This window comes from Arthrobacter sp. (genome assembly GCF_048266065.1).
Lineage (GTDB): Bacteria > Actinomycetota > Actinomycetes > Actinomycetales > Micrococcaceae > Arthrobacter_H.
On record NZ_JBLXAH010000002.1, the window covers coordinates 16,606 to 43,356 of the forward strand.

Genomic DNA, 26,751 nt, shown 5'->3' on the forward strand with positions numbered 1-26,751 from the left:
CGCGAGGCAGGACACTGTGTAGAGTTCAGGCGTTCCCCCGCCCCTATGATGCGGCACCGGCGTCGTCCGTGCGCGCAGGAAGGCCGCACCCGTGCCCCGACCAGCAACCGGCAACCCACCACCGCAGAACCGCCGTCGGCTCACGCTTTCCGGCCAGTTCCTGGCTCTGCAATTGCTGATCGTGCTGGCGGTGCTCGTGGGGGTGCTGTTCATTTCCCTGGCCCAATCGGAACGGACCTTCGAACGCATGGAGAGCCGTCGTGCCCTTTCAGCGGCGGAAACCCTGGCGGCGACCCCGATCGTCAGGTCCCTGCTTCCCGACTCCTCCCCCCGGCTGGGCGCCGCACTGCCGGCCGTGGCCGAGTCGGTGCGCTCTGTCTCCGGGGCGTCCCTGGCCCAACTGGCCCGCCGAGATGGCACGATCGTCGCGTCCTCCAACCCCGGGGACCTCGGGGAGTCCCTGGAACTCGGAGGCAGCAATGTGATGGACGGGCGCGCCTGGACCGGGTCGATCACCACGAATTCGCTGCGCGTCCTGGTCGCGCACGTCCCCGTGCTGGATGAAAGCGGGAACCTGGTCGGCGTCGCCGTCATCGGCCGCACGTACCCCTCGCTGTGGGAGCGACTGGGTGGCACGGTGCCCAACCTGCTGATCTACCTCGGTGTTTCGCTGGCGGTCGGCACCGTGGGTTCGCTCTTGCTCTCCCGCCGCGTCAAGCACCAGACACTGGGCATGGAACCGGGCGAGATCGCCGGGCTCGTCGAACACCGGGAGGCGATCCTCCACGGCATCAAGGAGGGGGTCGTCGCCATCGACCCCCGCGACCGGATTGCCCTGGTCAACGACGCGGCGCTCGAATTGCTGGATTGGCCGGCCAATTGCGAGGGGCTGCAGCTCCAGGATGTGGGCGTCAGCGCGGCCCTGCACGAGGCCCTGACCAGCGGGCCGACGCAGATGGACCAGCTCCTGCTGGTCGGCGAGCGCCTGGTGGTGCTCAACCGGCGGCCCATGCAGTCCCGTGGCCGGGCCGTCGGATGGGTCACCACCCTGCGTGACCGCACCGAACTGTCCACGCTCGAGAGCGAATTGGGCGCCACGCGGACCACGACCGACACGCTGCGGGCCCAGACCCACGAATTCGCCAACCAGCTGCACACGATCTCCGGTCTGCTCCAATTGGGCGAATACGACGAGGCCCTGGGGTTCGTCGATGGAGTGAGCTTCAGCCGCACGCAACTCGTGGACGACGTCGGCCAGGTGATCGCCGACCCGGCCATCGCGGCGCTGGTCATTGCGAAATCCAGCCTGGCGGGGGAACGCGGGGTCTCGATCCACCTGGCCCCCGGAAGCGCCCTGGACAAGGTCGACGAAGTGCTCTCCCGCGATCTGGTCACGGTGGTCGGCAATCTGATCGACAACGCACTCGATGCGGTGGCCGGCCTGCCGGAGGGCACCGTGGAACTGGGCATCACCGACCGCGAGGGGGCGGTGACCGTGACGGTGCGGGACTCCGGACCGGGCGTCGATGCCTCCGAGCGCGACAGGATCTTCCAGCAGGGCTACAGCTCCAAGCCCTCGGTGTCCTCCGCCGGGCGCGGCTTCGGATTGGCCCTGACACGGCTGGTCTGCGAACGGCGCGGCGGCTCGGCCTCGGTGGACCACGACGGCGGTGCCGTCTTCACCGCCGTCCTGCCCCGGGAGGGAGGACAGTGATCAAGGTCCTCATCGTCGACGACGATTTCATGGTCGCCCGCATCCACACCGGCTTCGTCTCGGCGGTGCCGGGATTCGAAGTCTGCGGTGTGGCACACAACGGCGCCCAGGCACTCGCCGAGATCCGCCGGGTGGTCCCGGACCTGGTGCTGCTGGACATCCACCTGCCAGACATCGGAGGACTCGAACTGTTGCGGCGGATGCGCGAAGTGGTCCCGGAGCTGGATGTCCTGGTCATCAGCGCCGCCCGGGAGGCCGACACGGTTCGCAGCGCGTTGCGCGGCGGGATCGTGCACTACCTGATGAAACCCTTCACCCGGCAGGACCTGGCCGACCGGCTGGCGCACTATGCCAGCACCTACCGCTCGCTCGACGAGTCCGGGACTGCCCGCCAGGCCGACATCGATCGTGTCTTCGGGGTGTCGGCTCCCCGGAGTTCCCCCGTACCCAAGGGGTTCAGCGCCGAGACGTTGCGCCAGATCGAGGAGTTGCTGGACACCACCTCCGGCGACGTCTCGGCATTGGAAGCCGCCGAGGCCCTCGGCATCTCGCGGGTCAGCGCCCGCCGCTACCTGGAACATCTCAGCGCGACCGGCAACGTCGACGTCCAGTTGCGCTATGGCGCCGGGAGGCCGGAGCGCCGCTATGTCCGCCGGCAGGCCCCGCCGTCCGTCCCGAGCACCTGATCAGTCGTCCGAGACGCGGATGTCCACCTCGATGTTCCCGCGCGTGGCATTGGAGTAGGGGCAGACCTGGTGCGCGCGGTCGGCCAGTTCGCGGGCGATGTCGGCGTCCACCTCGGGCAGCGTCACCTCCAGGGTGACCGCCAGGCCGAATCCTCCGCCGTCGATGCCGCCCAGGTGCACTTCGGAGCCCACGCTGGATCCCTCGATGTTGACCTTGCGCTGGCGGGCGACGAGCTGGAGTGCGCTGTGGAAGCAGGCCGCGTACCCGGCGGCGAAGAGCTGTTCGGGGTTGGCACCGTTGCCCGATCCACCCATGGCCTCGGGTACTGCGAGCTCGACGTCGACCCGCCGGTCGGTGGTGGCGACGTGGCCGTCACGGCCGGCTCCGGTGGCGAGGGCTTCTGCGGTGTACAGGGTCTTCATGGTGTTCTCTCCTGGATGGTGGTGGGTGGCCTAGGCATCTCGGCCGCAGATCTTGCCGAGCAGACGATGCAATTCGGTGGCTTCCGCGGCGGTGAGCCGCATGCGGGAAGCCAGTTCGGTGGGGATGGTGACGGCGTCGGCCCGCAACGCGGCGCCGGAGCCGGTGAGCTGGACCCTGACGACGCGTTCGTCGTCGTCCGATCGGCTCCGGGTGAGCCGGCCGGCGGCCTCCAGCCGCTTCAACAGGGGTGACAGGGTCCCGCTATCCAGACCCAGTCGACGACCCAGCGCCGAGACGGGCTGGTCATCGTCCTCCCAGAGCGCAAGCATGACCAGGTACTGGGGGTAGGTCAGGCCCAGCGGGGCCAGAAGTTCACGGTAGGCGGCACCGACGGCGCGCTCGCCGGAATAGAGCGAAAAGCACACCTGCGCATCGAGTGCCAGTGGATCCGTCGTCGTCATGCCATAAAGATAACGCACAACTCAGTTGTGCACAACTTAATTGTCGATGACACTACCTCGGCGGCCACCGACGGGGCGCCTACTCCCCCGCGCGCGCCACGAGTCGGCGGGCGTGGCGCAGCAGCGGCTCGTCGACCATCTGCCCCTCGAAGGAGAAGACACCGTGGGCGGTGCGGGCCGCCTCCAGGATGGCGCGGGCGCGTTCCACGGCAGCCGGATCCGGGGCGTAGGCGGCGCGGATGACCGGCATCTGGGCGGGATGGATGCTGGCCTTGGCGGCGAACCCGCTGGCGACCGCATCGCGGCTTTCGGCGGCCAGGCCCTCGGTGTCGGGGATGTCGATGTAGACCGAATCGATGCCCGCCTTGCCATGGGCTCCGGCGGCCAGCAGGACGGAGGCCCGGGCGTGGACCGCGACGTCGCGGTAGGACCCGTCCGCGTGCCGGCTGGAGGTTCCCCCGAGTGAGGCAACCAGGTCCTCGGCCCCCCACATCAGGGCCACCACGTTCTCCTCGGCGGCGATGGCACCGGCATTGAGGACTCCCAGGGCGGTTTCACACAGGGCGATCACGCTGTAGCCCTCCAGTTCGCGCAACTGCTCGACGTATTCGGTCTTGGCCAACATGACTGTCGTGTAGGCGCTCTGCCGCACGGCTGCCAGGTCGGCGGCGAAATCGTCGGTGGAGACCGGGTTGAGGCGGATGATGGTCCGTTCCGGGTCCAGGGCGCTGTCGGCCATGGCCTTCCGGGCCGCGGGCTTGTCCGCGGGGGCGACGGCGTCCTCGAGGTCGATGATCACCGCGTCGGCGCGGGCCGCCGCCTTGGCGTAGCGTTCGGGCCGGTCGGCCGGGCAGAACAGGATGGCCGGGCCCATGGAAAACGCCGGGTAGGTCCCCGTGCTCATGCCTGCTCCTGGCCCGCGACCCGGTGTCCCGCCTCGGTCCACATCAGCGCGGTGCGCGAGGCCTCCGCCACGACCACCCCGTCCTGGTTGCGGCCGGTGTGCTTCATTGCTACGATCCCCTGGCCGGGCCGTGACTTCGAGGGACGCAGCCCGGTGATCTCGGTTTCGGTGTAGAGCGTGTCCCCATGGAAGAGCGGGTGCGGGAAATTCACGTCCGTCAGGCCCAGCTGCCCGATGATCGTGCCCTGGGTCAGCTGTCCGACGGATTGGCCGACCAGGGTGGCCAGGGTGAACATCGAGTTGACCAGCCGCTGGCCGAACGGCTGCTGCGCGCTCCACGCGGCATCGAGGTGCAGGGCCTGGGTGTTCATGGTCATGGTGGTGAACAGGACGTTGTCCGTCTCGGTCATGGTCCGCCCCGGGCTGTGCACGTAGACGGTGCCGAGCTCGAGTTCATCGAAGTAGAGACCGCGCTGGGTGATGCGCCGTCCGCCCGAGGGGGCACCGCCGTCGTGCCCGGGTGTTGCGGGGGTACCGGGTGTGCCGGGCGTGTCATTCATGATGCCAGCCTAGAGCCCGAGCTCGCGGGCGATGAGCATCAGCTGCACCTCGGTGGTGCCCTCGCCGACCTCGAGGATCTTGGAGTCGCGGTAGTGGCGCGAGACGCGGAATTCGTTCATGAAGCCGTAGCCGCCGAAGACCTGGGTGGCGTCGCGGGCGTTGTCCATGGCGGCCTCGCCGGCGACCATCTTGGCGATCGCGGCCTCGGTCTTGAAGGGCTTGCCGGCGAGCATCTTCGACGCCGCACCGTAGTAGGCCAGGCGGGCGGTGTGGGCGCGGGCCTGCATGCGGGCGATCTTGAACTGGATCGCCTGGTACTTGCCGATGTTCTGCCCGAACGCGCTGCGCTCCTTCGCGTAGCGCACGGATTCGTCCACGCAGCCCTGGGCGGCACCGGTGGCCAGCGCCGCGATGGCGATGCGGCCCTCGTCCAGGATGGACAGGAAGTTCGCGTAGCCGCGGCCGCGTGTGCCCAGCAGGTTGGCCTCCGGGACGGTGGCATTCTTGAGCGTCAGCGGGTGGGTGTCCGAGGCGTTCCAGCCGACCTTGTTGTACGCCTTTTCGGCGGTGAAGCCCTCCGTATCGGTGGGCACCAGGATGGTGGAGATCTCCTTCTTCACCGATCCGTCGGGCCGTTCGGAACTGCCGGTGACCGCGGTGACCGTGACCAGGCGCGTGATGTCGGTGCCGGAGTTGGTGATGAACTCCTTGTTGCCGTTGACCACCCAGTTCCCGTCCTGCAGCTTGGCGGTGGTCTTGGTGCCGCCGGCGTCCGAACCGGCCTCCGGCTCGGTCAGGCCGAATCCGGCGAGAGCCTGCCCGCTGGCCAGCATCGGCAGCCACTGCTCCTTCTGCGCGTCGGTGCCGAAACGGTGGATGGGCATGGCACCGAGGGAGACGCCGGCCTCCAGGGTGATCGCGACGGACTGGTCGACGCGTCCCAGCTGCTCGAGGGCCAGGGCCAGGGCGAAGTAGTCCCCGCCCATGCCGCCGTGCTCCTCGGGGAAGGGCAGGCCGAACAGGCCCATCTCCCCCATCTGGGACACGACCTCGTAGGGGAAGCTGTGCTCCTCGTCGTGCTGCGCGGAGACCGGTGCGACGACGGTGTCGGCAAAGTCGCGGACGGTGTCGGAGAGGTCCTGGTAGTCCTCTTCAAGTTCAAGGTTCGGCATGCTGGGTCCTTTAGCTGGTGGGGGTGGTGACGGCTGCGGGTTCTGCGGGGTCCGGTGCCACGGTGGCGACGGATTGTCCGGCGGCGACGTGGTCGCCGACGACGACGTGGACGGTGACGGTTCCGGTGAGTCCCGCGGTGAGCGGGTGTTCCATCTTCATGGCCTCCACCGCTGCGAGCCCCTGGCCGGCTTCGACGTGGTCGCCGGTGGCGACCTGGACGGCGACGACGGTGCCGGGCATCGGTGAACGGGCCTCCGGGTCGCCGCCGGCCTCCTCGCGTTCCAGGCGTGCCAGACGGCGGTGCACCACGGCGCGCCGGTCCAGCCAGCGCACGTGGGCGCCGTAGCCGGCCGAGCCGATCCAGGCCTCGCGGCCAGCGGTGCCGGGGACGATGTCCACGACCGGCTCGACGGCGGTTGCCGGGATGGCGGCTGCGGCTGCCGGGTGCACCGTGTACAGCTCGTCGTTGACCTCCAGCGCCAGCGCGCGCTCCCGGTGGGTGCCCATGCGCCAACCGTCGGTGGCCCAGGCACCGAACCGGCTGGCGGTGCGGGGTTCGGCGGCGAGGAAGGCTGCGGCGATGGCCTGCAGTTCGGCCTCGGTGGGGGTCCGCTGGGCCTGGACGCCCCACCGGTCGATGAATGTGGTGTCCAGCCGTCCGGCCTGCACGTCGGGTTCGGCGATCAAGGCCCTGAGGTATTCCAGGTTGGTCTGGACCCCGAGCACCAGGGTGCCGGCCAGGGCGGCGTCGATCCGGGCCAGGGCCTGGGGGCGGTCGGTGCCGTGGGCGATGACCTTGGCCAGCATTGGGTCGTAGTTCGGGGTGACCCGGGAGCCGGTACCGATGCCGGAATCGATGCGGATTCCGTCACCGCTGGGATCCTCGGCGCGCAGGATGGTGCCGATGGAGGGCAGGAACCCATGGGCCGGGTCCTCGGCGTAGACGCGGGCCTCGATGGCGTGGCCGCTGAGCGTGATGGCGTCCTGGGCGATGTCCAGTACCTCGCCGGCGGCGATGCGCACCTGGTATTCGACCAGGTCGATGCGCTGCCCGTTGACGCGGACCACCTCCTCGGTCACCGGGTGTTCGACCTGCAGGCGGGTGTTCATCTCCATGAAGAAGAACTCGCCCGGGTTCTCATCCGAGACCAGGAACTCGACGGTGCCGGCGCCGACGTAGTCGACCGACCGGGCGGCGTTGACCGCTGCCTCCCCGATCCGCGCACGGATCGAGGCACCGTCGTCGAGCATCTCCAACAGCGGGGCCGGGGCTTCCTCGATGACCTTCTGGTGGCGGCGTTGCAGCGAGCATTCGCGCTCGCCGAGGTGGATGGTGTTCCCGTGCGTGTCGGCGAGGACCTGCACCTCGATGTGGCGGGGGCTGCGGACCAGGCGTTCGAGCAGCAGCGTGTCATCGCCAAAGGAGTTCCGGGCGACCCGGCGGGCGGTTTGCAACGTGGCGGGCAGTTCGGCGGCGGTCTCCACCGCGTGCATGCCCTTGCCGCCACCGCCGGCCGAGGGCTTGATGAGCAGCGGGAAGCCGACGCCTGCGGCCGCCTCGATCAGGGCTGCATCGTCCATCCCGGGGTCGGCGACCCCGGGGACGACGGGGACCCCGTGGGAGGCGACGTGGTTCTTGGCCCGGATCTTGTCGCCCATGAGGTTGATGGAGTGGGCGCTGGGGCCGATGAACGTGATGCCTGCGGATTCCAGGGCGCGGGCGAAGTCGAGGTTCTCGGAGAGGAACCCGTAGCCGGGGTGCACCGCCTGGGCGCCGGAGGTCCGGCAGGCGGCGAGGACGGCTTCGATGTCCAGGTAGCTTTCGGCGGCTGCCGCGGGGCCCAGGCAGACTGAGTCGTCGGCCTCGCGCACATGGCGGGCACCGGCGTCGGCCTCCGAGTAGACGGCGACGGAGCGGATGCCCAGCCGGCGCAGGGTGCGGATCACGCGGACGGCGATCTCACCGCGGTTGGCGACCAGCACGGTGTCGAAAAGCGGGGCGTCGGTGGGCGCGGTGTCGGTGTGGTTCTGGGTCATCGGGTTCACATCCTGAAGACGCCGAACGAGGTGTCCGGCAGCGGTTCGGTGGCGCAGACGTCCAGGGCCAGGCCCAGGACCCGGCGGGTGTCGGCGGGGTCGATGATGCCGTCGTCCCAGAGGCGGGCGGTGGAGTAGTACGGGTTGCCCTGGGTTTCGTATTGGTCGCGGATGGGGGCCTTGAAGGCCTCCTCCTCGGCGTCGCTCCACGTGCCGCCGGTGCGTTCGATGCCGTCGCGTTTGACGGTGGAGAGGACCGAGGAGGCCTGGGCGCCGCCCATGACGGAGATCCTGGCGGCGGGCCACATCCAGAGGAAGCGCGGGGAGTAGGCGCGTCCGCACATCGAGTAGTTCCCGGCGCCGAAGGACCCGCCGATGACCACTGTCAGCTTCGGCACCCGGCAGGTGGCGACGGCGGTGACCATCTTGGCCCCGTTCTTGGCGATGCCGCCGGCCTCGTAGTCGCGCCCGACCATGAAGCCGGAGATGTTCTGCAGGAACACCAGCGGGATGCCGCGCTGGTCGCACAGTTCGATGAAGTGGGCGCCCTTGAGCGCGGATTCGGAGAACAGCACGCCATTGTTCGCGACGATGCCGACCGGGTGGCCGTGGATCCGGGCGAATCCGGTGACCAGGGTGGTGCCGTAGCCGGCCTTGAACTCGTGGAAGCCGCTGCCGTCGGTGATGCGGGCGATGACCTCGTGGACGTCGTAGCGGCCGTTGACGTCGACGGGGACCGCGCCATAGAGCTGGCCCGGGTCGACGACGGGGTCCTGGGTGTCGGTGATGGCCCAGGCGGGCGCTGCGGGCGGCGGGAGCGTTTCGACGATGTCGCGGACGATCTGCAGGGCGTGCCCGTCGTCCTCGGCGATGTGGTCGCTGACGCCAGAGGTGCCGGAGTGCAGTTCGGCGCCGCCGAGCTCCTCGGCGGTGACGACCTCGCCGGTGGCGGCCTTCACCAGCGGCGGGCCGCCCAGGAAGATGGTGCCCTGGTTGCGCACCATGATGGTCTCATCGCTCATGGCCGGCACGTAGGCCCCACCCGCGGTGCAGGAGCCCAGCACGGCGGCGATCTGCGGGATCTTCCGTGCGGAGAGGTTGGCCTGGTTGTAGAAGATCCGCCCGAAGTGGTCCCGGTCCGGGAAGACCTCGTCCTGGCGGGGCAGGAACGCACCGCCGGAGTCGACCAGGTAGATGCAGGGCAGGTGGTTCTCCAGCGCGATCTCCTGGGCCCGCAGGTGCTTCTTGACGGTCATCGGGTAGTAGGTCCCACCCTTGACGGTGGCGTCGTTGGAGATGACCAGCACCTGGCGGCCGTGGATGAGCCCGATCCCGGTGATGATGCCAGCGCCGGGGCATTCGCCGTCGTACATGTCCTCGGCGGCGAGCGGGGCGATCTCCAGGAACGGGGACCCCTCATCGAGCAGCGCATCGACGCGTTCGCGCGGGAGCATCTTGCCGCGGTCGGTGTGGCGGCGGCGTGCCTTCTCGCTGCCTCCGCGGGCCGCTGCGTCCAACCGGGCGCCCAGTTCGCCGACGAGCGCGCGCTGGGCTGCATCGTTCTCGGCAAACGAGGCGGCGGCCGGGTCCAGATGGGAGGCCAGGGTTTCCATGGGTGCTCTTCCTCGGCGTCGATCGGGTCAATTGAGTTAATAGGTACTAACTGAAATAGACGTTAGTATTCATTAACTGAAATGTCCAGCACAGCAGGTGGCCTGGGCCACATCGACAGGAGGTGCCCCGTGGAGCACGATCCGCCCCCGGAGACCGTCCCCGAGCCCACCGGGCGCAGCCTGGCCAAGGCCTCCCGCCGCTCCACCCTGCTCACCGAGGCGGCGCGGCTCTTCGCCCAGCACGGCTACCACGGGGTCACCATCGAGGACATCGGCCAGGCCTCGGGCATCAGCGGCCCGGCCGTCTACCGGCATTTCCCCGGCAAGGCGGCCATGCTCGGGGCGCTGCTCATCGAGGTCAGCCACGACCTGTACGACGGCGGCAGCACGGTGGCGCGCGCCGGTGGCACCCCCGCCGGGGTGCTCGCCGAACTGGTCGGCTTCCAGGCCGACTTCGCCCTGGGCCACCGCGACGTCATCCGGGTCCAGGACCGGGACATGGCCAGCCTGGTCGAGGAGGACGCCGCCACGGTGCGGCGGCTGCAGCGCGCCTACATCGAGGTCTGGACCGGGCAATTGCGCCTGTTGCACCCCGAGGAGGACGAATCGGCGGCCCGTTTCCGCGCCCAATCGGTGCTCGGGCTGATCAATTCCACCCCGCACTCGGCCCACCGTTCGGCGGTGGACCCGGCGGCGCGCAGAAGGCGGTTGGTGGCGATGGCCCTGGCCGCACTTCAGGCGCCCGTGCGCTAGGAGCCGGTGCACACCGGTAGTCTGGTGGGAATCATGTCCGCCAGCCGGAGCATGAACGACCGACGCCGTTGTCATAGAGAGGTACAGACCGTGAAGCTTCGCCCCGTCGAGCACGCGGACCTGGACTGGTTCTTCAAGCACCAGCAGGATCCCGAGGCCAATGTGATGGCCGCATTCACCGCCAAGAACCCCGCGGACCGTGGGGTGTTCAACCACCACTGGACCTCCATCCTGTCCGACCCGGGCGTCACCGTGCGCACCATCGAGCAGGACGGCAAGCCAGTCGGCAACGTCATGGCGTACACGTCGGACGACGGCGTGGAGATCGGCTTCTGGACCGACCGCGCCTACTGGGGCCAGGGAGTGACCACGTCCGCAGTGGACGAGTTCCTGCAGGAGATCACCACGCGTCCGATCCGTGCCCGTGTGGTCACCGACAACATCGGCAGCCAGAAGGTCCTCGAGCGCCGCGGTTTCACAGTGGTCGGCGAGGTCGACGGTTTCGCCAACGCGCGCGCCGCGGTGGTGAAGGAATACATCATGGAACTGGCCTAGCGCCGGTTCCCACCAGCACGTTGAACCGGGACAGGCACCCGGCGGGTTTCCGCCGGGTGCCTGTCCTGTTGTGTGCCGTGGTTCAGCTGGTGGGGCCGGGGCGCCCTACAGCATGGTGATGAGCATGCCGGGGTCGGCCATGATGGTGCCGACGTCGGCCAGGAAGCGCGAGCCCTGCTCGCCGTCGACGAGCCGGTGGTCGAACGAGAGGCTCAACGTGGTCACCTGGCGCAGCACGACCTCCCCGCGGTGGCCCCAGGGCTGTTCGCGCACCTGGCCCAGGGCCAGGATGCCGGCCTCGCCGGGGTTGAGGATCGGCGTTCCGCCATCGATGCCGAAGACCCCGATGTTGGTGATGGAGAACGTGCCGCCGCGCAACGCCTCCGGTGCCGTCTTGCCCTCCTTCGCCGTGGCCGCCAGATCGCGCAGGGCCCCGGCCAGTGACCTGAAGTCCAGCGACTGGGCGTCCTTGATGTTGGGCACCATGAGTCCGCGCGGGGTCGCCGCGGCGATGCCCAGGTTCACGTAGTTCAGCTGCACGATCTCCTGCGCGTCGCCGTCCCAGTGCGAGTTCAGCGTGGGCTGGCGCTCCAGGGCGATGCAGACGGCCTTGGCCGCGATGGTCAGCGGCGTGAGCTTCACGTCGCGGTAGGCGCGGTCGGCGCGCAACCGCTCGAGCAGCTCCATCATCGGGGTGACATCGATGGTGAGGAATTCGGTGGCGTGCGGTGCCGTGAAGGCACTGTCCACCATCGCCTGGGCGGTGTGCTTGCGCATCCCCTTGATGGGGGTGCGCACCTCACGCGGCGCTCCCCCGAGCGTGCGCGGACCACCGGCCGGCGCACTTCCGGCGAGCGGACCGGCGGGCGCAGCCGGCGAGGCCGGTGCACCCTGGGCGGCGATCACGTCATCACGGGTGATGAGCCCATAGGGGCCGGTGCCGGTGACCTGCTCCAGGTCCACCCCGGCGTCGCGGGCGAACTTGCGCACCGGCGGGGTGGAACGGGGACGCTCGGCCGCCGGGCGTTCCACCGGCGTTTCCACCGGGGCCGGGGCGCTGGGAACCGGGGCCATCGACGCCGCGGATGCCGTGGCGTGGGCACGCGCCTTGCGGGCCGGGCGCCGTCCGGTCTCCACGGCAGCCCCGTAGCCCACCAGGGTGGCCTCGCGCTTGGCAGCCGCCGGTTCGGCGGTGGCGGCCGACGCGTCCGAACCACCGGGAGCCCCGTCGTCGGATCCGCCCCCGCCGGGGACGTCAAAGGACACGATCGGGTTGCCGACCTCCACCACGGCACCGGGCGCCTCGTGGAGCTCGGTGATCACCCCCGAGTAGGGACTGGGCAGCTCGACCACTGCCTTGGCAGTCTCCACCTCGGCGATGATCTGGTTCAGCTTCACGGTATCGCCGACGGCGACCTTCCAGCTGACGATCTCCGATTCCGTCAGCCCCTCACCGAGGTCGGGGAGTTTGAAAACCTTCAACACGGTGCTCATCTAGCCTTCCAGGGAACTGAGGGAGTTGGGACGACCCAGCGCACGGTCCACACCGTCGAGGATCCGGTCCAGATCGGGCAGGTGGTGCATTTCGAGCTTCGAGAACGGGTAGGGGATGTCGAATCCGGTGACCCGAACGGGGGCGTGCTCGAGGTGGTAGAAGCAGCGTTCGGTGATGCTGGCGGCGATTTCAGCGCCGAGGCCCAGCGTCTGTGCCGCCTCGTGGGTGACGACGAGGCGTCCGGTGCGCTTCACCGAGGCCTCGAGCGTGGCGTAGTCCACCGGGGAGAGCGAGCGCAGGTCGATGACCTCGATCGAGATCCCGTCGTCTTCCGCTGCGGTGGCCGCATCCAGCGCCGTCTTCACCAGCGCCCCGTACGCGACCAGGGTGACGTCGGTGCCGGGCCGGCGGACGATGGCACTGCCGAGGTCAGGACCGGTGATGCCGGCTTCGAGGTCGACCTCGCCGCGCTCGTGGTAACGGCGTTTGGGTTCGAAGAACACCACAGGGTCATCGCACGCGATGGCCTGCTGCATCATCACGTAGGCGTCCTGCGGGTTGGACGGACTGACCACGCGCAGTCCCGCGGTGTGGGCGAAGTAGGCCTCCGGCGATTCGGAGTGGTGCTCGGGTGAGCCGATGCCGCCGCCGAAGGGGATGCGGATGGTCAGCGGCATCGAGACCTGGCCGTGGGTGCGGTAGTGCAGCTTGGCGACCTGGCTGACGATCTGGTCGAAGGCCGGGTAGACGAAGCCGTCGAATTGGATTTCGACGACGGGGCGGAACCCGCGGTAGGCCATGCCCACCGCGGTGCCCACGATGCCCGACTCCGCCAAGGGGGTGTCGATGACCCGGTGCTGGCCGAAGTCCTTCTGCAGTCCGTCGGTGATCCTGAAGACCCCGCCGAGTTTTCCGATGTCCTCGCCCATCAGCACGACCTTCGGGTCGGCTTCCATGGAGTGGCGCAGGCCGGCGGTCAGTGCCTTGCCAAAGGTCAGCGCGCTCATCGTGCTCCCCCTTCAGTCGCCGATCCAGCGGCGGCAAATTGCTGTTGGTAGAGCTCGTAGTGTTCACGCTGGCGGTCCAGGGTGGTGTGGGGCTGCGAGTAGACGTTCTCGAAGACCTCAATGGGCTGCGGGTCCTGCAGGCCGATGATGGCCTTGCGGAGCTTCTCGGCGACGGCATCGGCGACCTCGGCGGCACCGGCCCGCAGCTCCTCGACGTCGAGTCCGAGGCCTGCCAGGTGCTTCTCCAGGCGGTCGATCGGATCCTTGGCCGCCCACAGGTCCAGTTCATTGGCGTCCCGGTAGCGGGTGGGGTCATCGGCGGTGGTGTGCGGGCCCATGCGGTAGGTGACGGCCTCGATGAACGTCGGCCCGTTGCCGGTCCGCGCCCGGTCCAGGGCGATGCGGGTGGCTGCCAGGCAGGCGAGGACGTCGTTGCCGTCCACGCGCAGGCTGGGGATGCCGAAGCCGACGGGGCGGTCGGCGATGTGGGTGTTGCTCTGCAGTTCCACGGGTTCGGAGATGGCCCAGTGGTTGTTCTGGCAGAAGAAGACCACCGGCGCCTGGTAGCTGGCGGCGAAGACCATGGCCTCGTTGACATCGCCTTGGCTGGTGGCGCCGTCACCGAAGTAAGTGATCGCCGCCTGGGAACCGCCGTCGTACTTGATGCCCATGGCATAGCCGGCGGCGTGCAGGGTCTGGGCCCCGATGATGATCTGCGGGGTGGCCATGTTCTTGCCGAAGGGGTCCCAGCCGCTGTAGGCGTTGCCGCGCCAGACGCGCAACGTGTCCTCCGCGTCGATGTCGCGGCAGTAGGCCAGCCCGGTCTCGCGGTAGGAGGGGAAGATGAAGTCGTCGTCCTCCAACGCGCGGCCGGAGCCGATCTGCGCGGCTTCCTGTCCCAGCAGGGGTGGCCAGAGGGCCAGCTCGCCCTGGCGTTGCAGGGCGGTGCCCTCCTGGTCGATCCGGCGGATGGCCACCATGTCGGTATACAGGCCACGCAGTGCCTCGGCATCGACGTCGGTGACCCAGGGGTCGAAGTCATCATTCGGGGTGCGGTGCCCGCTGGGATCGATGAGCTGGATCAGCCCCGCGTCCCGGTCGCCGGCTGGCTGTGACATGTTCATGGTCTGCTGCGCGTCCTTCGTGGTTCGTCGGCCGACTCGCCGGTTGCCGGATGGGTCATCCGGCGCCCGAACGGCGGGTCCGGCGTCCTTGCCCGACCCTTACTGTGACGGTACTCACAATACGCAAGGCGCACAACCATGAACATATTTTTTGAGCAGAGTGCTCAACCGGGCTCGGCCAGTACCTGATAATGTTGTGCAACATGACCGACTTGGATGCTACCGACCGCCGGCTCCTCAACGCCCTGGTACAGGACCCGAAGGCCACCACGGTGGCCCTCGCGTCGACCCTGGGGCTGTCGAGGAACACGGTGCAGGCACGACTGGCCCGCCTGGAGAACCACGGCGCGCTGTTGTCCTTCGAACGCCGGATCAACCCGGCCGCCCTGGGGTTCCCGCTGACCAGCTTCGTGCACATCCACGTCCAGCAGAAGAAGCTCTCCGACATCGTCACCGCGCTGGCCCGCATCCCCGAGGTCGTGGAGGCCCACGGGCTCAGCGGAGCCGCCGACATCCTGGCCAGCGTCGTGGCCCGCAACGCCGAGGACCTGTTCCGGGTCAACGGCGCCATCCTGGACATCGACGGGGTGGAACGTGCCGATACCTCGCTGTCGATGGCGGAGCTGATCCCCCATCGCATGCGACCGCTGCTCGGCCCCCGGTAGCCGCCGGGCCGCACCAGCCCTCGCCTCCCCCGGGCACGGAACAGGGTCGGGTCCGCGTGGACCCGACCCTGCGTCGTCGTACTGGGTCATCGACCCGGCCGTGCCGGCCTAGTGGTCGACCGCCTTCTCGGCGCCGACACCGGTGAGCGAACGGACTTCCATCTCCGCCTGCTTGGCCGGGTCCTCCTTGGTCTTGCTGAGCACGGTGCCCAGCCAGCCCAGGAAGAACGCCAACGGGATCGAGATGATGCCCGGGTTGGACAGCGGGAAGAGCGCGAAGTCCGCACCGGCGATCATCGAGGTCTTGGTACCGGAGACCACCGGGGAGAACACGATGAGCACGATGGCGGCGGCCAGGCCGCCATACATCGACCAGACGGCCCCCTGGGTGGAGAAGCGCTTCCAGTACAGCGAGTAGATGATGGTCGGCAGGTTGGCCGAGGCGGCGACCGCGAAGGCCAGCGCCACCAGGAAGGCCACGTTCTGGCCCTGGGCGCCGATGCCGCCGATGATCGCCAGGATGCCGATGACCACCACGGTGCGGCGGGCGACCTTCATCTCCTTCTCCGGGGTCGTCTTGCCCTTGGCGATGACGTTGGCGTAGATGTCATGGGCGAACGACGCGGCAGCGGTGATGGTCAAACCGGCCACGACCGCCAGGATGGTGGCGAAGGCGACCGCGGAGATCACCCCGAGCAGGATCGGACCGCCGAGCTCGAACGCCAGCAGCGGTGCCGCCGAGTTCACGCCGCCCGGGGCGTTGGTGATCCGCTCCGGACCAATCAGGGCGCCGGCACCGTAGCCCAGCACCAGGGTGAAGAGGTAGAAGGCGCCGATGAGCCAGATCGCCCAGACCACCGACTTGCGGGCCTCCTTGGCGGTGGGGACCGTGTAGAAGCGCATCAGCACGTGGGGCAGGGCGGCGGTGCCGAGCACCAGGGCCAACGCGAGGGAGATGAAGTCCAGCTTGGAGGTCTCCGACGCCCCGTACTTCAGGCCCGGATCCAGCAGTGCAGGATTGTTGGCGGTTTCGACGGCGGCACCCATCAGGGTGGAGAGGTTGAACCCGTACATGGCCAGCACCCAGATGGTCATGATGAACGCACCGGCGATCAGCAGGCACGCCTTGATGATCTGCACCCAGGTGGTGCCCTTCATGCCACCGACCAGCACGTACACGATCATCAGCGCGCCGACGACGGTGATGACCAGCGACTGTCCGAGCTTGCCGTCGATGCCCAGCAGCAGCGAGACCAGTGCGCCGGCCCCGGCCATCTGCGCCAGCAGGTAGAACAGGCAGACGGCCAGGGTGGTGATGGCCGCTGCGATGCGGATGGGGCGCTGCTTCAGCCGGAAGGAGAGCACATCGGCCATGGTGAACTTGCCGGTGTTGCGCAGCATCTCGGCCACCAGCAGCAGGGCCACCAGCCAGGCGACGAGGAAGCCGATCGAATACAGGAAGCCGTCGTAGCCGTTGATGGCGATGGCCCCGCAGATGCCCAGGAACGAGGCTGCGGAGAGGTAGTCCCCCGCAATCGCCGTGCCGTTCTGGGTCCCGGTGAACGAACGCCCGCCGGCGTAGTAGTCGGCTGCTGTCTTGTTGTTCTTGCTCGCACGCAGCACCACCACCAGGGTGACGCCGACGAAGAGGGCGAAGATGCCGATGTTCACGAACGGATTGCCCACCGAGGTGGATTCGGTGGCCGCCGCCAACGGGATGGCGGCGCCGGTGGCCAGGACGCTCATTTCAGGTCTCCTTCGTCGACGGTGGCCTCGAGGCGTTCGCGCAGCGCCGTGGCCTTCGGGTCCAGCTTCTTGTTGGAGAAGTGGACGTAGGCGGCGGTGATGCCGAAGGTCGAGACGAATTGCAGCAACCCCAGGATGAGCCCCAGGTTGATGTTGCCCACCACGCGGATGGACATGAAGTCGTGGGCGTAGTCGGCCAGCAGGACGTAGGCGAAGTACCAGACCAGGAAGGCGATGGCCATCGGGAAGACGAAGCTGCGATGGGTGCGGCGTAGTTCCTGGAACTCGTCGCTGGCCTGGACTGCTGTGAACTCGCCGGCCGCCGGGTCCGGGTGGGCGGTCTGGACGCCGGCGTCGGCGCCTACGTCTCCGGGGTTTTCCGGAACGGGATCCGGGGTGGTGGGGTGTGCCATGGTTCCTCCTCAAGGTGGTCATGCCATCCGCGACGGGGCCCGGTGTCGTTCCGGGCGCCCGCGCGAAAAGTCGGCTTCCATCACTGTCATGCACCCCCGGGCGATAGTGAAGTGCGTCACGCCCCCGGATGGCCCAGCGGTGTCCGGCCTGCGCCGAGCGGTCGACGTTCCCCGGCGAACGGTCGGCCCCCGTGGGGGCATCTAAGCTGTGTCCATGCTCTCCGCCGCCACCCAGACCACGTTGATCATCGTGATCCTCACCATTGCCGTAGCAGTGGTGGTCTACGTCGGGTTCCGGATCCTGCGCTCGTTTAGGGATCTGGGCACCGATGCCGACCGGGCGACGTACGAGACCCTGCACCGTGTCTCCCAGGCGGCCCCGCATTTCAGCGCCGGCCTGCGCGCCGACGGGGCCGGCCGTGCGGCACGCCACCTGCGCGACGTCCTGGGGTGCGAGGGGCTGGCCATCACGGATACGACGACGGTGCTCGCCATGGACGGCCCCCTCGCCGAGGCGGGACGCGGCGCCCCGGCACAGCTGGAGCAGGGGGCGACGCAGGCGGTGCGGGCCGCCCGTACCCAGGTGGTGCGCACCCCAGGGGCCGAGAACGTCTACGCCCCCATCCTGGTGCGCGGCGTTGCGGTGGGCACCGTGGTGGCCATGGCACCGCGGGCGAACGCGGGGCTGGTCCGGGCCACCACCGAGCTGGCCGCCTGGGTGGCCGCCCAGCTGGGCCTGGCCGAGCTCGACGAATCCCGTGCCCTGCTGATGGAGGCCGAGGTCCGCGCCCTGCGCGCGCAGATCAGCCCCCACTTCATCTACAACAGCCTCAACGCCATCGCCTCCTTCATCAACACCGACCCGCAGCGCGCCCGCACCCTGGTCGTCGAATTCGCGGACTTCACCCGGTATTCGTTCCGCCGGCATGGTGATTTCACCACCCTCGCCGAGGAGTTGCAGGCGATCGACAGGTACCTGCTGTTGGAAAAGGCCCGTTTCGGGGACCGGATCCGGGTGTCGCTGGCCATCGCCCCCGAGGTCCTGGGTACCGTCATGCCGTTCCTGTCGCTGCAGCCGCTGGTGGAAAACGCGGTCCGGCACGGGTTGGAGGGCAAGGCCGGCGGCGGGCTGATCACCCTGACCGCCTCCGACGCCGGGGCGTTCGCCGAGATCACCGTCGAAGACGACGGGGTCGGCATCGACCCCGAGGTGCTGCGGTCCATCCTGGCGGGGACCACTGACGACGTGCATGTGGGGCTGCGCAACGTCGACGTGCGGCTGCGCCAGCTCTATGGCGAGGGCCAGGGACTGGTCATCGACACCGCCCCGGGGGCCGGAACCCTGATCACGCTGCGCATCCCCAAGTTCCAGCCCGGCTACGACGCCTCCCCACCGGCCTGAGTGCCCCGGCTCACATCGCTGCATAGAATGGTGCCATGATCAATGTCGTCGTCGCCGATGATGAGGCACCCGCCGTCGAGGAACTGGCCTTCCTGCTCGACGGCGATGACAGGGTCGGCCAGATCCACCGGGCGACATCCGGGGCGGCTGCCCTGAAGGCCCTCGAGGAGTTCGACGTCGATGCCCTCTTCCTGGACATCCACATGCCGGCCCTCTCGGGCCTGGACATCGCCCGGGTCATCTCGCGTTTCAGCCGGCCCCCCGCCGTCGTCTTCGTCACCGCCGACGAGGCACAGGCGCTGGAGGCCTTCGAGCTCGCGGCGGTCGACTACGTGCTCAAGCCGATCCGGCCCGAACGGCTGGCCGAATCGGTGCGCCGGGTCTGCGAGCAGCTCCAGGACGGACCCGCCGAACCGGAGCTCGTGACGGTCGAGAAGGGCGGGGTCACCCAGCTGATCCGCCGCGACGAGATCCGCTACGTGCAGGCCCAGGGCGATTACGCCCGGCTGCATACCGCCGATGCCAGCTACCTGATCCGGGTTCCGCTCAACGACCTGGAACAGCAGTGGGGCCCCTCCGGCTACCTGCGCATCCACCGGGGCTACCTGGTGGCCATGGCCCGCATCGAGAAGGTCAGGATGACCCCCGGCAAGGCCTGCGTCGTCATCGACGGCACCGAACTGCCGGTCAGCCGCCGCGCCCTGCCCTTGCTGCGCGGAAACCTGGCAGCCAACCGCATCCGTCCCCTGTGAGCGACGGCTCCGCGGGCCCGACCGGCCCCGATACCCCCGCTTCCGCCGCCCCGGTCCGCGTGAGGGTGACGGCGCCTGAGGGTGCGCCGCTGGGCCTGGCCGGCCGACGGCCCGGTCCCGATCCCGCAGCCGAGTTCTATGTCGCGTCGCTGATCCGCTCGCAATTGCGCCTGTCCCTGTCCGTGGCGGTGGGCTTCCTGCTGCTGCTGCTGTGCCTGGCGGTCATGGTCGCCGCCTGGCCGCAGATCCACGAGATCCGGATCCTGACGATTCCGCTGCCCTGGATCGTGCTGGGCATCGGGGTCTATCCGATCATCCTGCTGGGGGCGTTCCTCTACAACCGGGTCAGTGCGCGCTACGAACAGCGCTATCGGGACGTGACCGGCGAATGAGTCCCGGGACAGGGGTGGTGGCGATCGCCGTCGTCGTGCTGGCCACTGTGCTCATCGCCGTGCACGGGCTGCGCCTCTCGCGCACCACCGGCGACTTCTACGTCGCCTCACGCACGGTCCGGCCGTGGTGGAACGCCTCGGCGATCGGCGGGGAGTACCTCTCGGCCGCCAGTTTCCTGGGCATCGCCGGGCTCATCGTCGTCTCCGGGCAGGACGCGCTGTGGTTCCCGATCGGCTACACGGCCGGCTACCTGATGCTGCTGCTCTTCGTGGCGGCCCCATTGCGCCGTTCCGGTGCCTACACGCTGCCCGACTTCGCCCAGATCCGCCTGGACAGCCGCATCGCCCGGCTGGCCACCAGCCTGCTGGTCGTGGTGGTGGGGTGGCTCTACATCGTGCCGCAGCTCCATGGTGCGGCCCTGACCCTGGCGATCACCACAGGGCTGCCGGGCTGGCTCGGTGCGGGACTGGTGATGGCCGTCGTCTACCTGACGGTGGTGGCCGGGGGGATGCGCTCGATCACGTTCGTGCAGGCCTTCCAATTCTGGCTCAAGCTCGGCGCCCTGGCGGTTCCCACGGTGTTCGTGCTGCTGCAGCTCGGGCTCAGCGGGCGCTCGGCCACCGGCAACGGGCTGGCATTTGACCTGCCCCAGGCCGCCCTGGGGCAGTCGGGGATCTATGCGACGATCTCGCTGATCGTCGCCCTCTTGTTCGGGACCCTGGGCCTGCCGCATGTGCTGGTGCGCTTCTACACGAACCCCGACGGGGCCTCCGCCCGGCGAACGACGGCGATCGTGCTGGGGCTGCTCTCGATGTTCTACCTCTTCCCCACGATCCTGGGCGTGCTGGGCCGGGTGTACCTTCCGGAACTGGCCGTGCAGGGCAATGCCGACGCCACGGTGCTGCTGCTGCCGGCCCGGGTGGTCGGGGGCACCGCAGGCAACCTGCTGACCGCCCTGGTCATCGGCGGGGCGTTCGCGGCGTTCATGTCCACCACCTCCGGCCTGGTGGTCTCACTCGCCGGGGTGATGAGCCAGGACCTGTTCGGGGGAACCGTACGCGGTTTCCGCTCGTCGGCGCTGCTGGCCAGCGCCGTCCCGTTGCTGCTGGCCCTGGGGACCAGCACGTTGGCCCTGGCCGGTGCCATCGGCTCGGTGTTCGCCTTCACCGCCTCCACGATCTGCCCGTTGCTGCTGCTGGGCATCTGGTGGCGGGGCCTGACAGCGGCCGGGGCGGTCGCCGGGATGGTGTCCGGGGCGGTGGGGTGCGCCGCGGCCATGTTCACCGCTTCGGCGTTCCCCGACCTGCCGGGGTTGCTCCGGGATCTGGCGACCCAACCGGCGGCCTGGACGGTACCGCTGGCCTTCGTGGTGACAGTCCTCGTCTCGCTGGCGACCCGCGGCCCGGACCCCGCGGCGACGACTGCGGTCATGACGCGGCTGCATGCCCCCGAACGGGGACTGGCGGACCCGCGGGCGGGCCGCCGGCAGGTGGCTCCTAGTCGATGGAGGCCATGAGCTCGACGACGCGGTCCAGGAAGGCGTCGACCTGGCTTTCCTCGTAGCCGTCGGCACCGACCGCCTCGCGGAACGAGGCCTTGCGCACTGCGTCGACGCTCATCGGCACATCCTGCTCGAAATACTGCAGCAGGTGCCCACACAGGCTGTCGACGTCCTCGACGTTGTAGCTGGGGGCATTGCGGCGGCTGGGGCGGCGGAAGCGCTGTCCTGGTTCGCGGTGCAACCGCCCGCGCAGGATCGCCGAGAGGTGGCCGACCTGTTCGAGCCAGGCATCCTCGCCGGCGGTTTCGATCAGTGCATCGCGCTCGCGCTGGGCGAAGACATCCTCCAGCCGATCCAGTGCGGCGTCCACGTCCTGGGCAGCGTATCCGCCCTTCTGCGGTTCAAAGGAGGTCCTGCGGACCAGGTGGCTGGTGACCACGCTGTCATCGTCCCCGGTCCCGTTGTAGGTGGCACGGGCGCGGGCCAGGAAATGGTCGACCTGTTTGACGTGGTAGCCGAATTCCTTCGCGTCGACCCGTTCGAACGGGGTCTGGGTCTTCTGCTGGCTTTCCTGGCTCACTGCACTTCCCTCAAGCTTGCGTTCCTGGCTGACATTCCACGGGCGGCCACCCGGGCCGCCACACTACTGCACCCATCTTAGGGCAGCATCAGGCCGATCGTGCCGTCCGCCCCGGGGAGCAGCAGCACCGAAATGATGTAACCGATCGGGAAGGAGAAGACGACCGAATCGAGACGGTCCATCACCCCTCCGTGGCCCGGCAACAGATTGCTCATGTCCTTGATCCCGAGTTCGCGCTTGACCATCGATTCGGCCAGGTCCCCGGCGGTCGCGGCGGCCACCGTGGCCAGGGCCAGCGGGATGCCGATCCACCAGGGGCGGTCCATCAGGAACACGATGCTGCCGATCCCGACCAGCAGCGCTCCGGCGCAGGAGCCGGCGAATCCCTCCCAGGACTTCTTCGGGCTGATCTTCGGTGCCATCGGGTGCTTGCCCAGCGAGGCGCCGACCAGGTAGCCGAAGGTGTCGTTGGCCACCACCAGCAGGAGCACCACAGTGACCAGGATCTGGCCCTGGGCCTCCTGCAGCAGCAGGACGGAGAAGCTGATCAGGAACGGGACCCAGAGCAGGACGAAGGTGGAGGCAACGACCGAGCGGAAGGCCCCGGCGGCGCCTTCGACGAGACGCCAGATGAGCACCAGCAGCACGGAGCCGGCCAGGGCGAATCCGAGGGCCTCGGGCCCACCGAGGTAGGCCGCGAATGGCATGACCACACCGCCCACGGCCAGGGGCGGCAGCGGGAGTTCGGTCTTGGCGGCCATGAGCGCCCGGCTGACTTCCCAGGAACCGACGACGGCGAAGACCGCGACGAGGCCCACGAAGGCCAGGGGCAGGAAGTACAAGCCCAGCAGCACGGCGGCCAGCAGCACCACCCCGACGCCGATGGCCGCCGGGAGGTCCCGGCCGGCCCGCGAGGGCTTCGCCGCCCGTTGCTCCCGCAGTTGGCGTCGGGAGATCGGCGCCGGTGCCGCGGGATCGGGCCCCGGCGCTTCACCGGGGCCGCTGCCGCCGTCGGGTTGCGTCGGAGTGGGCATTAGACGTCCAGCAGCTCGGCTTCCTTGCGCTTGAGCAGCTCGTCGACCTGGTCGGTGGCCTTCTTCGTCAACGCATCCAGGTCCTTTTCGCCACGCGAGCCATCGTCCTCGCCCACGTCGCCGTCCTTGACCATCTTGTCCATGGTCTCCTTCGCCTTGCGGCGGTGGTTGCGGATCGCGACCTTGGCGTCCTCGCCCTTGCCCTTGACGACCTTCACGTATTCCTTGCGGCGTTCGGCGGTCAGCTCGGGCAGGGTGACGCGGATGACCTTGCCGTCGTTGGACGGGTTGGCACCGATCTCCGAATCGCTCAGGGCCTTTTCGATCTCGCGCAATGCAGTGGTGTCGTAGGGCGTGATCAGGATGGTGCGGGCATCGGGTACGGCAAAGGAGGCCAGCTGCTGCAGCGGGGTCGCCGAGCCGTAGTAGTCCACCAGCACCTTCGAGTACAGCCCCGGGTTCGCCCGCCCGGTACGGATCGTGGCGAAGTCCTCCTTCGCCGCCTCGAGGGTACGCTCCATCTTCTCGTTGGCGTCCTGCAGGGTTTCCTCGATCACTACTCTCTCCTTAGGAATCCGGGCCCGTCAGACGGCACCCGGGATGGGTTCCACGCTCAGCATTCATCCTATGCCACGGCGGTGGTGCTAGACGGTGACGCGGGTGCCCAGCGCCTCGCCGCGGATCGCGCGGGTGACGTTGCCGTCGCCTTCCATGCCGAAGACCATCATGTCCAGGCCGTTGTCCTTGCACATGGTCATCGCCGTCTGGTCCATGACGCGGATGTTCTTCAGCAGCGCCTCGTCGTAGGTCAGCGTCGCCAGGCGCTGAGCGGTGGGGTCCTTCTTGGGGTCGGCGGTGTAGACGCCGTCGACACCGCTCTTGGCCATGAGCACGACGTCGGCCCGCACCTCGAGGGCGCGCTGGGCGGCGACGGTGTCGGTGGAGAAGTACGGCAGGCCGGCACCGGCGCCGAAGATGACCACACGGTTCTTCTCCAGGTGGCGGATGGCCCGGCGGGGAATGTAGGCCTCGGCGACCTGGGCCATGCTGATGGCCGACTGCACACGGGTCTCGACCCCTGCCTGTTCCAGGAAATCCTGCAGGGCCAGGCAGTTCATGACGGTGCCGAGCATCCCCATGTAGTCCGCACGGGAGCGGTCCATGCCGGATTGGGAGAGCTCTGCACCACGGAAGAAGTTGCCGCCCCCGACGACGATGGCCGTCTCGACTTCCCCGACGGTCGCGGCGATCTGGTCGGCGACGCCGCGCACGGTCACCGGGTCCACGCCGAGCTTGCCGCCGCCGAAGACCTCGCCGGAGAGCTTGAGCAGGACCCGGCGGCGGGTTCCGGACTCATTGGTGATCTGGATCGGTTCTGCCTGCTGGGTTGCATCCACGGTGGGCCTCCTGTCGCGGACCGGGGTCCGCCGTCGTGCTGGGTTTCGAAAATGGTCTGGGCGTGGCAAGGGGGCGGCCACCGTGCTGGTGGCCGCCCCCTTGTCATTGCCGCATGGGCGGGCGAATCCGGCCGCCTTGGCGCTGCTAGGAGCCTACGCGGAAACGGGCGAACCCGGTAGCGGTCACGCCGGCGCCCTCGAGCACCTTGCCGACCAGCTGCTTGGAGTCCTTGGCGAACGGCTGGTCCAGCAGCACGATCTCCTTGAAGAACCCGGTCAGGCGGCCTTCGACGATCTTCGTCAGCGCGGCTTCCGGCTTGCCTTCGGCGCGGGCGGTCTCATCGGCGATGCGACGCTCGTTGGCGACGGTTTCGGCGGGGACGTCCTCGCGGGTCAGGAAGGTCGGGGCCAGGGCGGCGGTGTGCACTGCCACGTCGTGGGCGACGGTCTGTGCCGCCTCGCCGGTGCCGTCGACGGCCATGAGGACGCCGACCTGGGCCGGGAGGTCCTTGGAGGTCTTGTGCAGGTAGGCATCAACCGTGGCGCCTTCGAGGCGGGCCAGGCGGCGGACGACGATCTTCTCGCCCAGGATGGCGCCTTCCTCGACGACGACGTCGGAGAGCGACTTGCCATCGACATCGGCGGCCAGCAGGGCCTCGACGTCGGCGGCGGCGGTGGAAACGGCGACGTCCAGGACCTTGTCGGCCAGGGCGATGAACTTATCGCTCTTGGCGACGAAGTCGGTCTCGCAGTTGACCTCGATCATGACGCCGACGGTGCCGTCGACGACCTTTGCGGCCACGAGGCCCTCGGCGGTGGAGCGGCCCTCACGCTTGGTGGCGCCCTTGAGGCCCTTCACGCGGATGATCTCGATGGCCTTCTCGGCATCGCCGTTGGCCTCGTCGAGGGCCTTCTTCACGTCCATCATGCCTGCGCCGGTGCGCTCGCGAAGCGCCTTGATATCAGCGGCGGTGTAGTTCGCCATGTGCAACCCCATTCTCAGTGGTGATCTAGCTAGTTCCCACGGGCTGGTCCGATCACGGACGCGGCCCGGTTTGAAGGGAGCCGGCGAGCCATATGGCCCGCCGGCTCCCGTGGCCCAACAGTTGTTACTTGGCGTCCTCGGCCGGAGCCTCGGGTGCTGCCTCGGCCTCGGCCGCCGGAGCTGCCTCTTCGGCCGGAGCTGCCTCTTCGGCCGGAGCTGCTTCGGCGGCCGGGGCGGCCTCGGCTGCGGGAGCCTCGGTCGCTTCGGGCTTGGCCTCGAGCAGCTCGCGCTCCCACTCGGCCATCGGCTCGGCGGCGGCCTCGGTGTTGCCACTCTGCTTGTTGCTGCGGGCGATCAGGCCCTCGGCAACGGCGTCGGCGACGACGCGGGTCAGCAGGTTGACGGAGCGGATGGCGTCGTCGTTGCCCGGGATCGGGAAGTCGACCTCGTCGGGATCGCAGTTGGTGTCCAGGATGGCCACGACGGGGATGTTCAGCTTCTTGGCCTCGTCAACGGCGAGGTGCTCCTTCTTGGTGTCAACGACCCAGAGGAGCGACGGTGCCTTGGTCAGGTTGCGGATGCCGCCCAGGTTGGTCTGCAGCTTGGTGAGCTCGCGGCGCATCAACAGCAGTTCCTTCTTGGTGTACATCGAGCCCGCGACATCGTCGAAGTCGATTTCCTCGAGCTCCTTCATGCGCGAAACGCGCTTGGAGACCGTGGCGAAGTTGGTCAGCATGCCGCCGAGCCAACGCTGGTTGACGTACGGCTGGTTGACGCGGGTGGCCTGCTCGGAGATGGCCTCCTGGGCCTGCTTCTTCGTGCCGACGAACAGCACGGTTCCACCGTGGGCAACCGTGGCCTTGACGAACTCGTAGGCGCGGTCGATGTAGGACAGCGACTGCTGGAGGTCGATGATGTAGATGCCGTTGCGCTCGGTGAAGATGAAGCGCTTCATCTTCGGGTTCCAGCGACGGGTCTGGTGGCCAAAGTGGACGCCGCTGTCGAGCAGCTGGCGCATGGTTACGACGGGCATGTCGCAACTCCTTCCGGCGGTAGCAGTCCGATCCCTGACGGGATCGCGGTAACCACCTGTTGTTTCGGTTGTCTGGCGTTCCACCGGTCGGTGGCGCCCCTGGCATTGTGCACCGGAGTCCCGGTCCGTGCCGCCTACCGGGTTTCCGGACCGTGGGCGGCACGATCCATCCGGTCAACGGATGGAGACGCAATGCGCGAAGTCAGTTCCCTGCGTATCCGGCCCATGGGCACAGGCCATCGACGCACAGAACTGCGGTTACCAGTGTACTACAGCGGCCAGGTCCCGCTGACCGCCCTCCCGCCCTCCACAAGCGGCAATCGGCACCGGATATCCCCCGGCG

At 68.7% G+C, this 26,751-nt stretch carries 27 protein-coding genes; 9 read left to right on the forward strand and 18 right to left on the reverse strand.

Annotated elements, in window-relative coordinates:
* Positions 1 to 91: 91 nt before the first annotated feature.
* Together ACN0TP_RS03210 and ACN0TP_RS03215 are read left to right on the forward strand one after the other, a co-directional pair.
* Positions 92 to 1,714: an ATP-binding protein gene (locus ACN0TP_RS03210; RefSeq protein WP_417216560.1), complete on the forward strand. Its 1,623-nt coding sequence runs from the start codon at positions 92 to 94 to the stop codon at positions 1,712 to 1,714.
* Complete coding sequence (locus tag ACN0TP_RS03215) at positions 1,711 to 2,400, forward strand: response regulator (protein WP_417216563.1); 690 nt, start codon at positions 1,711 to 1,713, stop codon at positions 2,398 to 2,400. The genes ACN0TP_RS03210 and ACN0TP_RS03215 overlap by 4 nt, the downstream gene beginning before the upstream one ends.
* On the opposite strand, the gene ACN0TP_RS03220 is transcribed toward ACN0TP_RS03215, so the two are convergent.
* From ACN0TP_RS03220 to ACN0TP_RS03250, 7 genes are all read right to left on the reverse strand, one after another.
* Complete coding sequence (locus ACN0TP_RS03220; protein ID WP_417216566.1) at positions 2,401 to 2,823, reverse strand: organic hydroperoxide resistance protein; 423 nt, start codon at positions 2,821 to 2,823, stop codon at positions 2,401 to 2,403.
* Between the two features lie 30 nt (positions 2,824 to 2,853).
* Positions 2,854 to 3,285 (reverse strand): MarR family winged helix-turn-helix transcriptional regulator, encoded by a 432-nt coding sequence (locus ACN0TP_RS03225; protein WP_417216568.1) that lies wholly within the window; start codon positions 3,283 to 3,285, stop codon positions 2,854 to 2,856.
* Positions 3,286 to 3,364: 79 nt separating this feature from the next.
* Entirely contained in the window at positions 3,365 to 4,189 is an 825-nt protein-coding gene (locus ACN0TP_RS03230; protein ID WP_417216571.1) for an HpcH/HpaI aldolase/citrate lyase family protein, read from the reverse strand.
* Positions 4,186 to 4,749, reverse strand: coding sequence for a MaoC family dehydratase (locus ACN0TP_RS03235; protein ID WP_417216574.1), 564 nt, complete (start codon positions 4,747 to 4,749; stop codon positions 4,186 to 4,188). The genes ACN0TP_RS03230 and ACN0TP_RS03235 overlap by 4 nt, the downstream gene beginning before the upstream one ends.
* Before the next feature lie 9 nt (positions 4,750 to 4,758).
* Positions 4,759 to 5,922, reverse strand: coding sequence for an acyl-CoA dehydrogenase family protein (locus ACN0TP_RS03240; RefSeq protein ID WP_417216576.1), 1,164 nt, complete (start codon positions 5,920 to 5,922; stop codon positions 4,759 to 4,761).
* Between the two features lie 10 nt (positions 5,923 to 5,932).
* Complete coding sequence (locus ACN0TP_RS03245) at positions 5,933 to 7,960, reverse strand: acetyl/propionyl/methylcrotonyl-CoA carboxylase subunit alpha (RefSeq protein WP_417216578.1); 2,028 nt, start codon at positions 7,958 to 7,960, stop codon at positions 5,933 to 5,935.
* A 5-nt stretch (positions 7,961 to 7,965) separates the two neighbouring features.
* On the reverse strand, positions 7,966 to 9,573 hold the full coding sequence (locus tag ACN0TP_RS03250; RefSeq protein WP_417216580.1) for a carboxyl transferase domain-containing protein: 1,608 nt from the start codon (positions 9,571 to 9,573) through the stop codon (positions 7,966 to 7,968).
* Between the two features lie 81 nt (positions 9,574 to 9,654).
* On the opposite strand from ACN0TP_RS03250, the gene ACN0TP_RS03255 reads away from it, so the two are divergent.
* Both ACN0TP_RS03255 and ACN0TP_RS03260 read left to right on the forward strand, forming a co-directional pair.
* On the forward strand, positions 9,655 to 10,326 hold the full coding sequence (locus ACN0TP_RS03255) for a TetR/AcrR family transcriptional regulator (protein WP_417216582.1): 672 nt from the start codon (positions 9,655 to 9,657) through the stop codon (positions 10,324 to 10,326).
* A gap of 90 nt (positions 10,327 to 10,416) precedes the next feature.
* On the forward strand, positions 10,417 to 10,881 hold the full coding sequence (locus tag ACN0TP_RS03260) for a GNAT family N-acetyltransferase (RefSeq protein ID WP_417216585.1): 465 nt from the start codon (positions 10,417 to 10,419) through the stop codon (positions 10,879 to 10,881).
* 105 nt (positions 10,882 to 10,986) lie between these two features.
* Here ACN0TP_RS03260 and ACN0TP_RS03265 read toward each other — a convergent pair whose 3' ends face one another.
* The 3 genes from ACN0TP_RS03265 to pdhA are packed head-to-tail and all read right to left on the reverse strand — an operon-like array spanning position 10,987 to position 14,507.
* The gene (locus ACN0TP_RS03265; protein WP_417217472.1) at positions 10,987 to 12,366 is read right to left on the reverse strand and encodes a dihydrolipoamide acetyltransferase family protein; all 1,380 of its coding nucleotides are present in this window, start codon (positions 12,364 to 12,366) and stop codon (positions 10,987 to 10,989) included.
* A 9-nt stretch (positions 12,367 to 12,375) separates the two neighbouring features.
* Positions 12,376 to 13,383 carry an alpha-ketoacid dehydrogenase subunit beta gene (locus ACN0TP_RS03270; protein WP_417216588.1) on the reverse strand — a complete coding sequence of 336 codons (1,008 nt, stop codon included), beginning with the start codon at positions 13,381 to 13,383 and terminating at the stop codon, positions 12,376 to 12,378.
* Positions 13,380 to 14,507: a pyruvate dehydrogenase (acetyl-transferring) E1 component subunit alpha gene (gene pdhA, locus ACN0TP_RS03275; protein WP_417216591.1), complete on the reverse strand. Its 1,128-nt coding sequence runs from the start codon at positions 14,505 to 14,507 to the stop codon at positions 13,380 to 13,382. The genes ACN0TP_RS03270 and pdhA overlap by 4 nt, the downstream gene beginning before the upstream one ends.
* Positions 14,508 to 14,710: 203 nt before the next feature.
* On the opposite strand from pdhA, the gene ACN0TP_RS03280 reads away from it, so the two are divergent.
* Entirely contained in the window at positions 14,711 to 15,172 is a 462-nt protein-coding gene (locus ACN0TP_RS03280) for an Lrp/AsnC family transcriptional regulator (RefSeq protein ID WP_417216593.1), read from the forward strand.
* 108 nt (positions 15,173 to 15,280) lie between these two features.
* On the opposite strand, the gene ACN0TP_RS03285 is transcribed toward ACN0TP_RS03280, so the two are convergent.
* Both ACN0TP_RS03285 and ACN0TP_RS03290 read right to left on the reverse strand, forming a co-directional pair.
* On the reverse strand, positions 15,281 to 16,918 hold the full coding sequence (locus ACN0TP_RS03285) for a cation acetate symporter (protein WP_417216595.1): 1,638 nt from the start codon (positions 16,916 to 16,918) through the stop codon (positions 15,281 to 15,283).
* Positions 16,915 to 17,331, reverse strand: a complete 417-nt coding sequence (locus ACN0TP_RS03290; protein ID WP_417216597.1) for a DUF485 domain-containing protein — start codon at positions 17,329 to 17,331, stop codon at positions 16,915 to 16,917. Before ACN0TP_RS03290 ends, ACN0TP_RS03285 begins: the two co-directional genes overlap by 4 nt.
* A gap of 214 nt (positions 17,332 to 17,545) precedes the next feature.
* Here ACN0TP_RS03290 and ACN0TP_RS03295 point away from each other — a divergent pair, with 214 nt between their 5' ends.
* The 4 genes from ACN0TP_RS03295 to ACN0TP_RS03310 are packed head-to-tail and all read left to right on the forward strand — an operon-like array spanning position 17,546 to position 21,394.
* A complete protein-coding gene (locus ACN0TP_RS03295; RefSeq protein WP_417216600.1) occupies positions 17,546 to 18,733 on the forward strand; it encodes a sensor histidine kinase in 1,188 nt (395 codons plus the stop codon).
* Between the two features lie 35 nt (positions 18,734 to 18,768).
* Positions 18,769 to 19,485 carry a LytR/AlgR family response regulator transcription factor gene (locus ACN0TP_RS03300; RefSeq protein ID WP_417216603.1) on the forward strand — a complete coding sequence of 239 codons (717 nt, stop codon included), beginning with the start codon at positions 18,769 to 18,771 and terminating at the stop codon, positions 19,483 to 19,485.
* Positions 19,482 to 19,877, forward strand: coding sequence for a hypothetical protein (locus tag ACN0TP_RS03305; protein ID WP_417216606.1), 396 nt, complete (start codon positions 19,482 to 19,484; stop codon positions 19,875 to 19,877). The genes ACN0TP_RS03300 and ACN0TP_RS03305 overlap by 4 nt, the downstream gene beginning before the upstream one ends.
* Complete coding sequence (locus tag ACN0TP_RS03310) at positions 19,874 to 21,394, forward strand: cation acetate symporter (protein ID WP_417216609.1); 1,521 nt, start codon at positions 19,874 to 19,876, stop codon at positions 21,392 to 21,394. Before ACN0TP_RS03305 ends, ACN0TP_RS03310 begins: the two co-directional genes overlap by 4 nt.
* On the opposite strand, the gene ACN0TP_RS03315 is transcribed toward ACN0TP_RS03310, so the two are convergent.
* The 6 genes from ACN0TP_RS03315 to rpsB form a co-directional block, all read right to left on the reverse strand.
* Positions 21,375 to 21,959, reverse strand: a complete 585-nt coding sequence (locus ACN0TP_RS03315; RefSeq protein WP_417216611.1) for a DivIVA domain-containing protein — start codon at positions 21,957 to 21,959, stop codon at positions 21,375 to 21,377. The two genes, ACN0TP_RS03310 and ACN0TP_RS03315, sit on opposite strands and share 20 nt — an antisense overlap.
* A gap of 77 nt (positions 21,960 to 22,036) precedes the next feature.
* A complete protein-coding gene (locus ACN0TP_RS03320) occupies positions 22,037 to 22,993 on the reverse strand; it encodes a phosphatidate cytidylyltransferase (protein WP_417216613.1) in 957 nt (318 codons plus the stop codon).
* Positions 22,993 to 23,550 carry a ribosome recycling factor gene (frr, locus tag ACN0TP_RS03325; RefSeq protein ID WP_417216616.1) on the reverse strand — a complete coding sequence of 186 codons (558 nt, stop codon included), beginning with the start codon at positions 23,548 to 23,550 and terminating at the stop codon, positions 22,993 to 22,995. Before frr ends, ACN0TP_RS03320 begins: the two co-directional genes overlap by 1 nt.
* An 87-nt stretch (positions 23,551 to 23,637) precedes the next feature.
* Complete coding sequence (gene pyrH, locus ACN0TP_RS03330) at positions 23,638 to 24,363, reverse strand: UMP kinase (protein ID WP_417217474.1); 726 nt, start codon at positions 24,361 to 24,363, stop codon at positions 23,638 to 23,640.
* A 172-nt stretch (positions 24,364 to 24,535) separates the two neighbouring features.
* Positions 24,536 to 25,375, reverse strand: a complete 840-nt coding sequence (gene tsf / locus ACN0TP_RS03335) for a translation elongation factor Ts (protein ID WP_417216619.1) — start codon at positions 25,373 to 25,375, stop codon at positions 24,536 to 24,538.
* A gap of 124 nt (positions 25,376 to 25,499) precedes the next feature.
* Positions 25,500 to 26,408 (reverse strand): 30S ribosomal protein S2, encoded by a 909-nt coding sequence (gene rpsB, locus ACN0TP_RS03340; RefSeq protein ID WP_417216621.1) that lies wholly within the window; start codon positions 26,406 to 26,408, stop codon positions 25,500 to 25,502.
* Positions 26,409 to 26,751 lie beyond the last annotated feature (343 nt).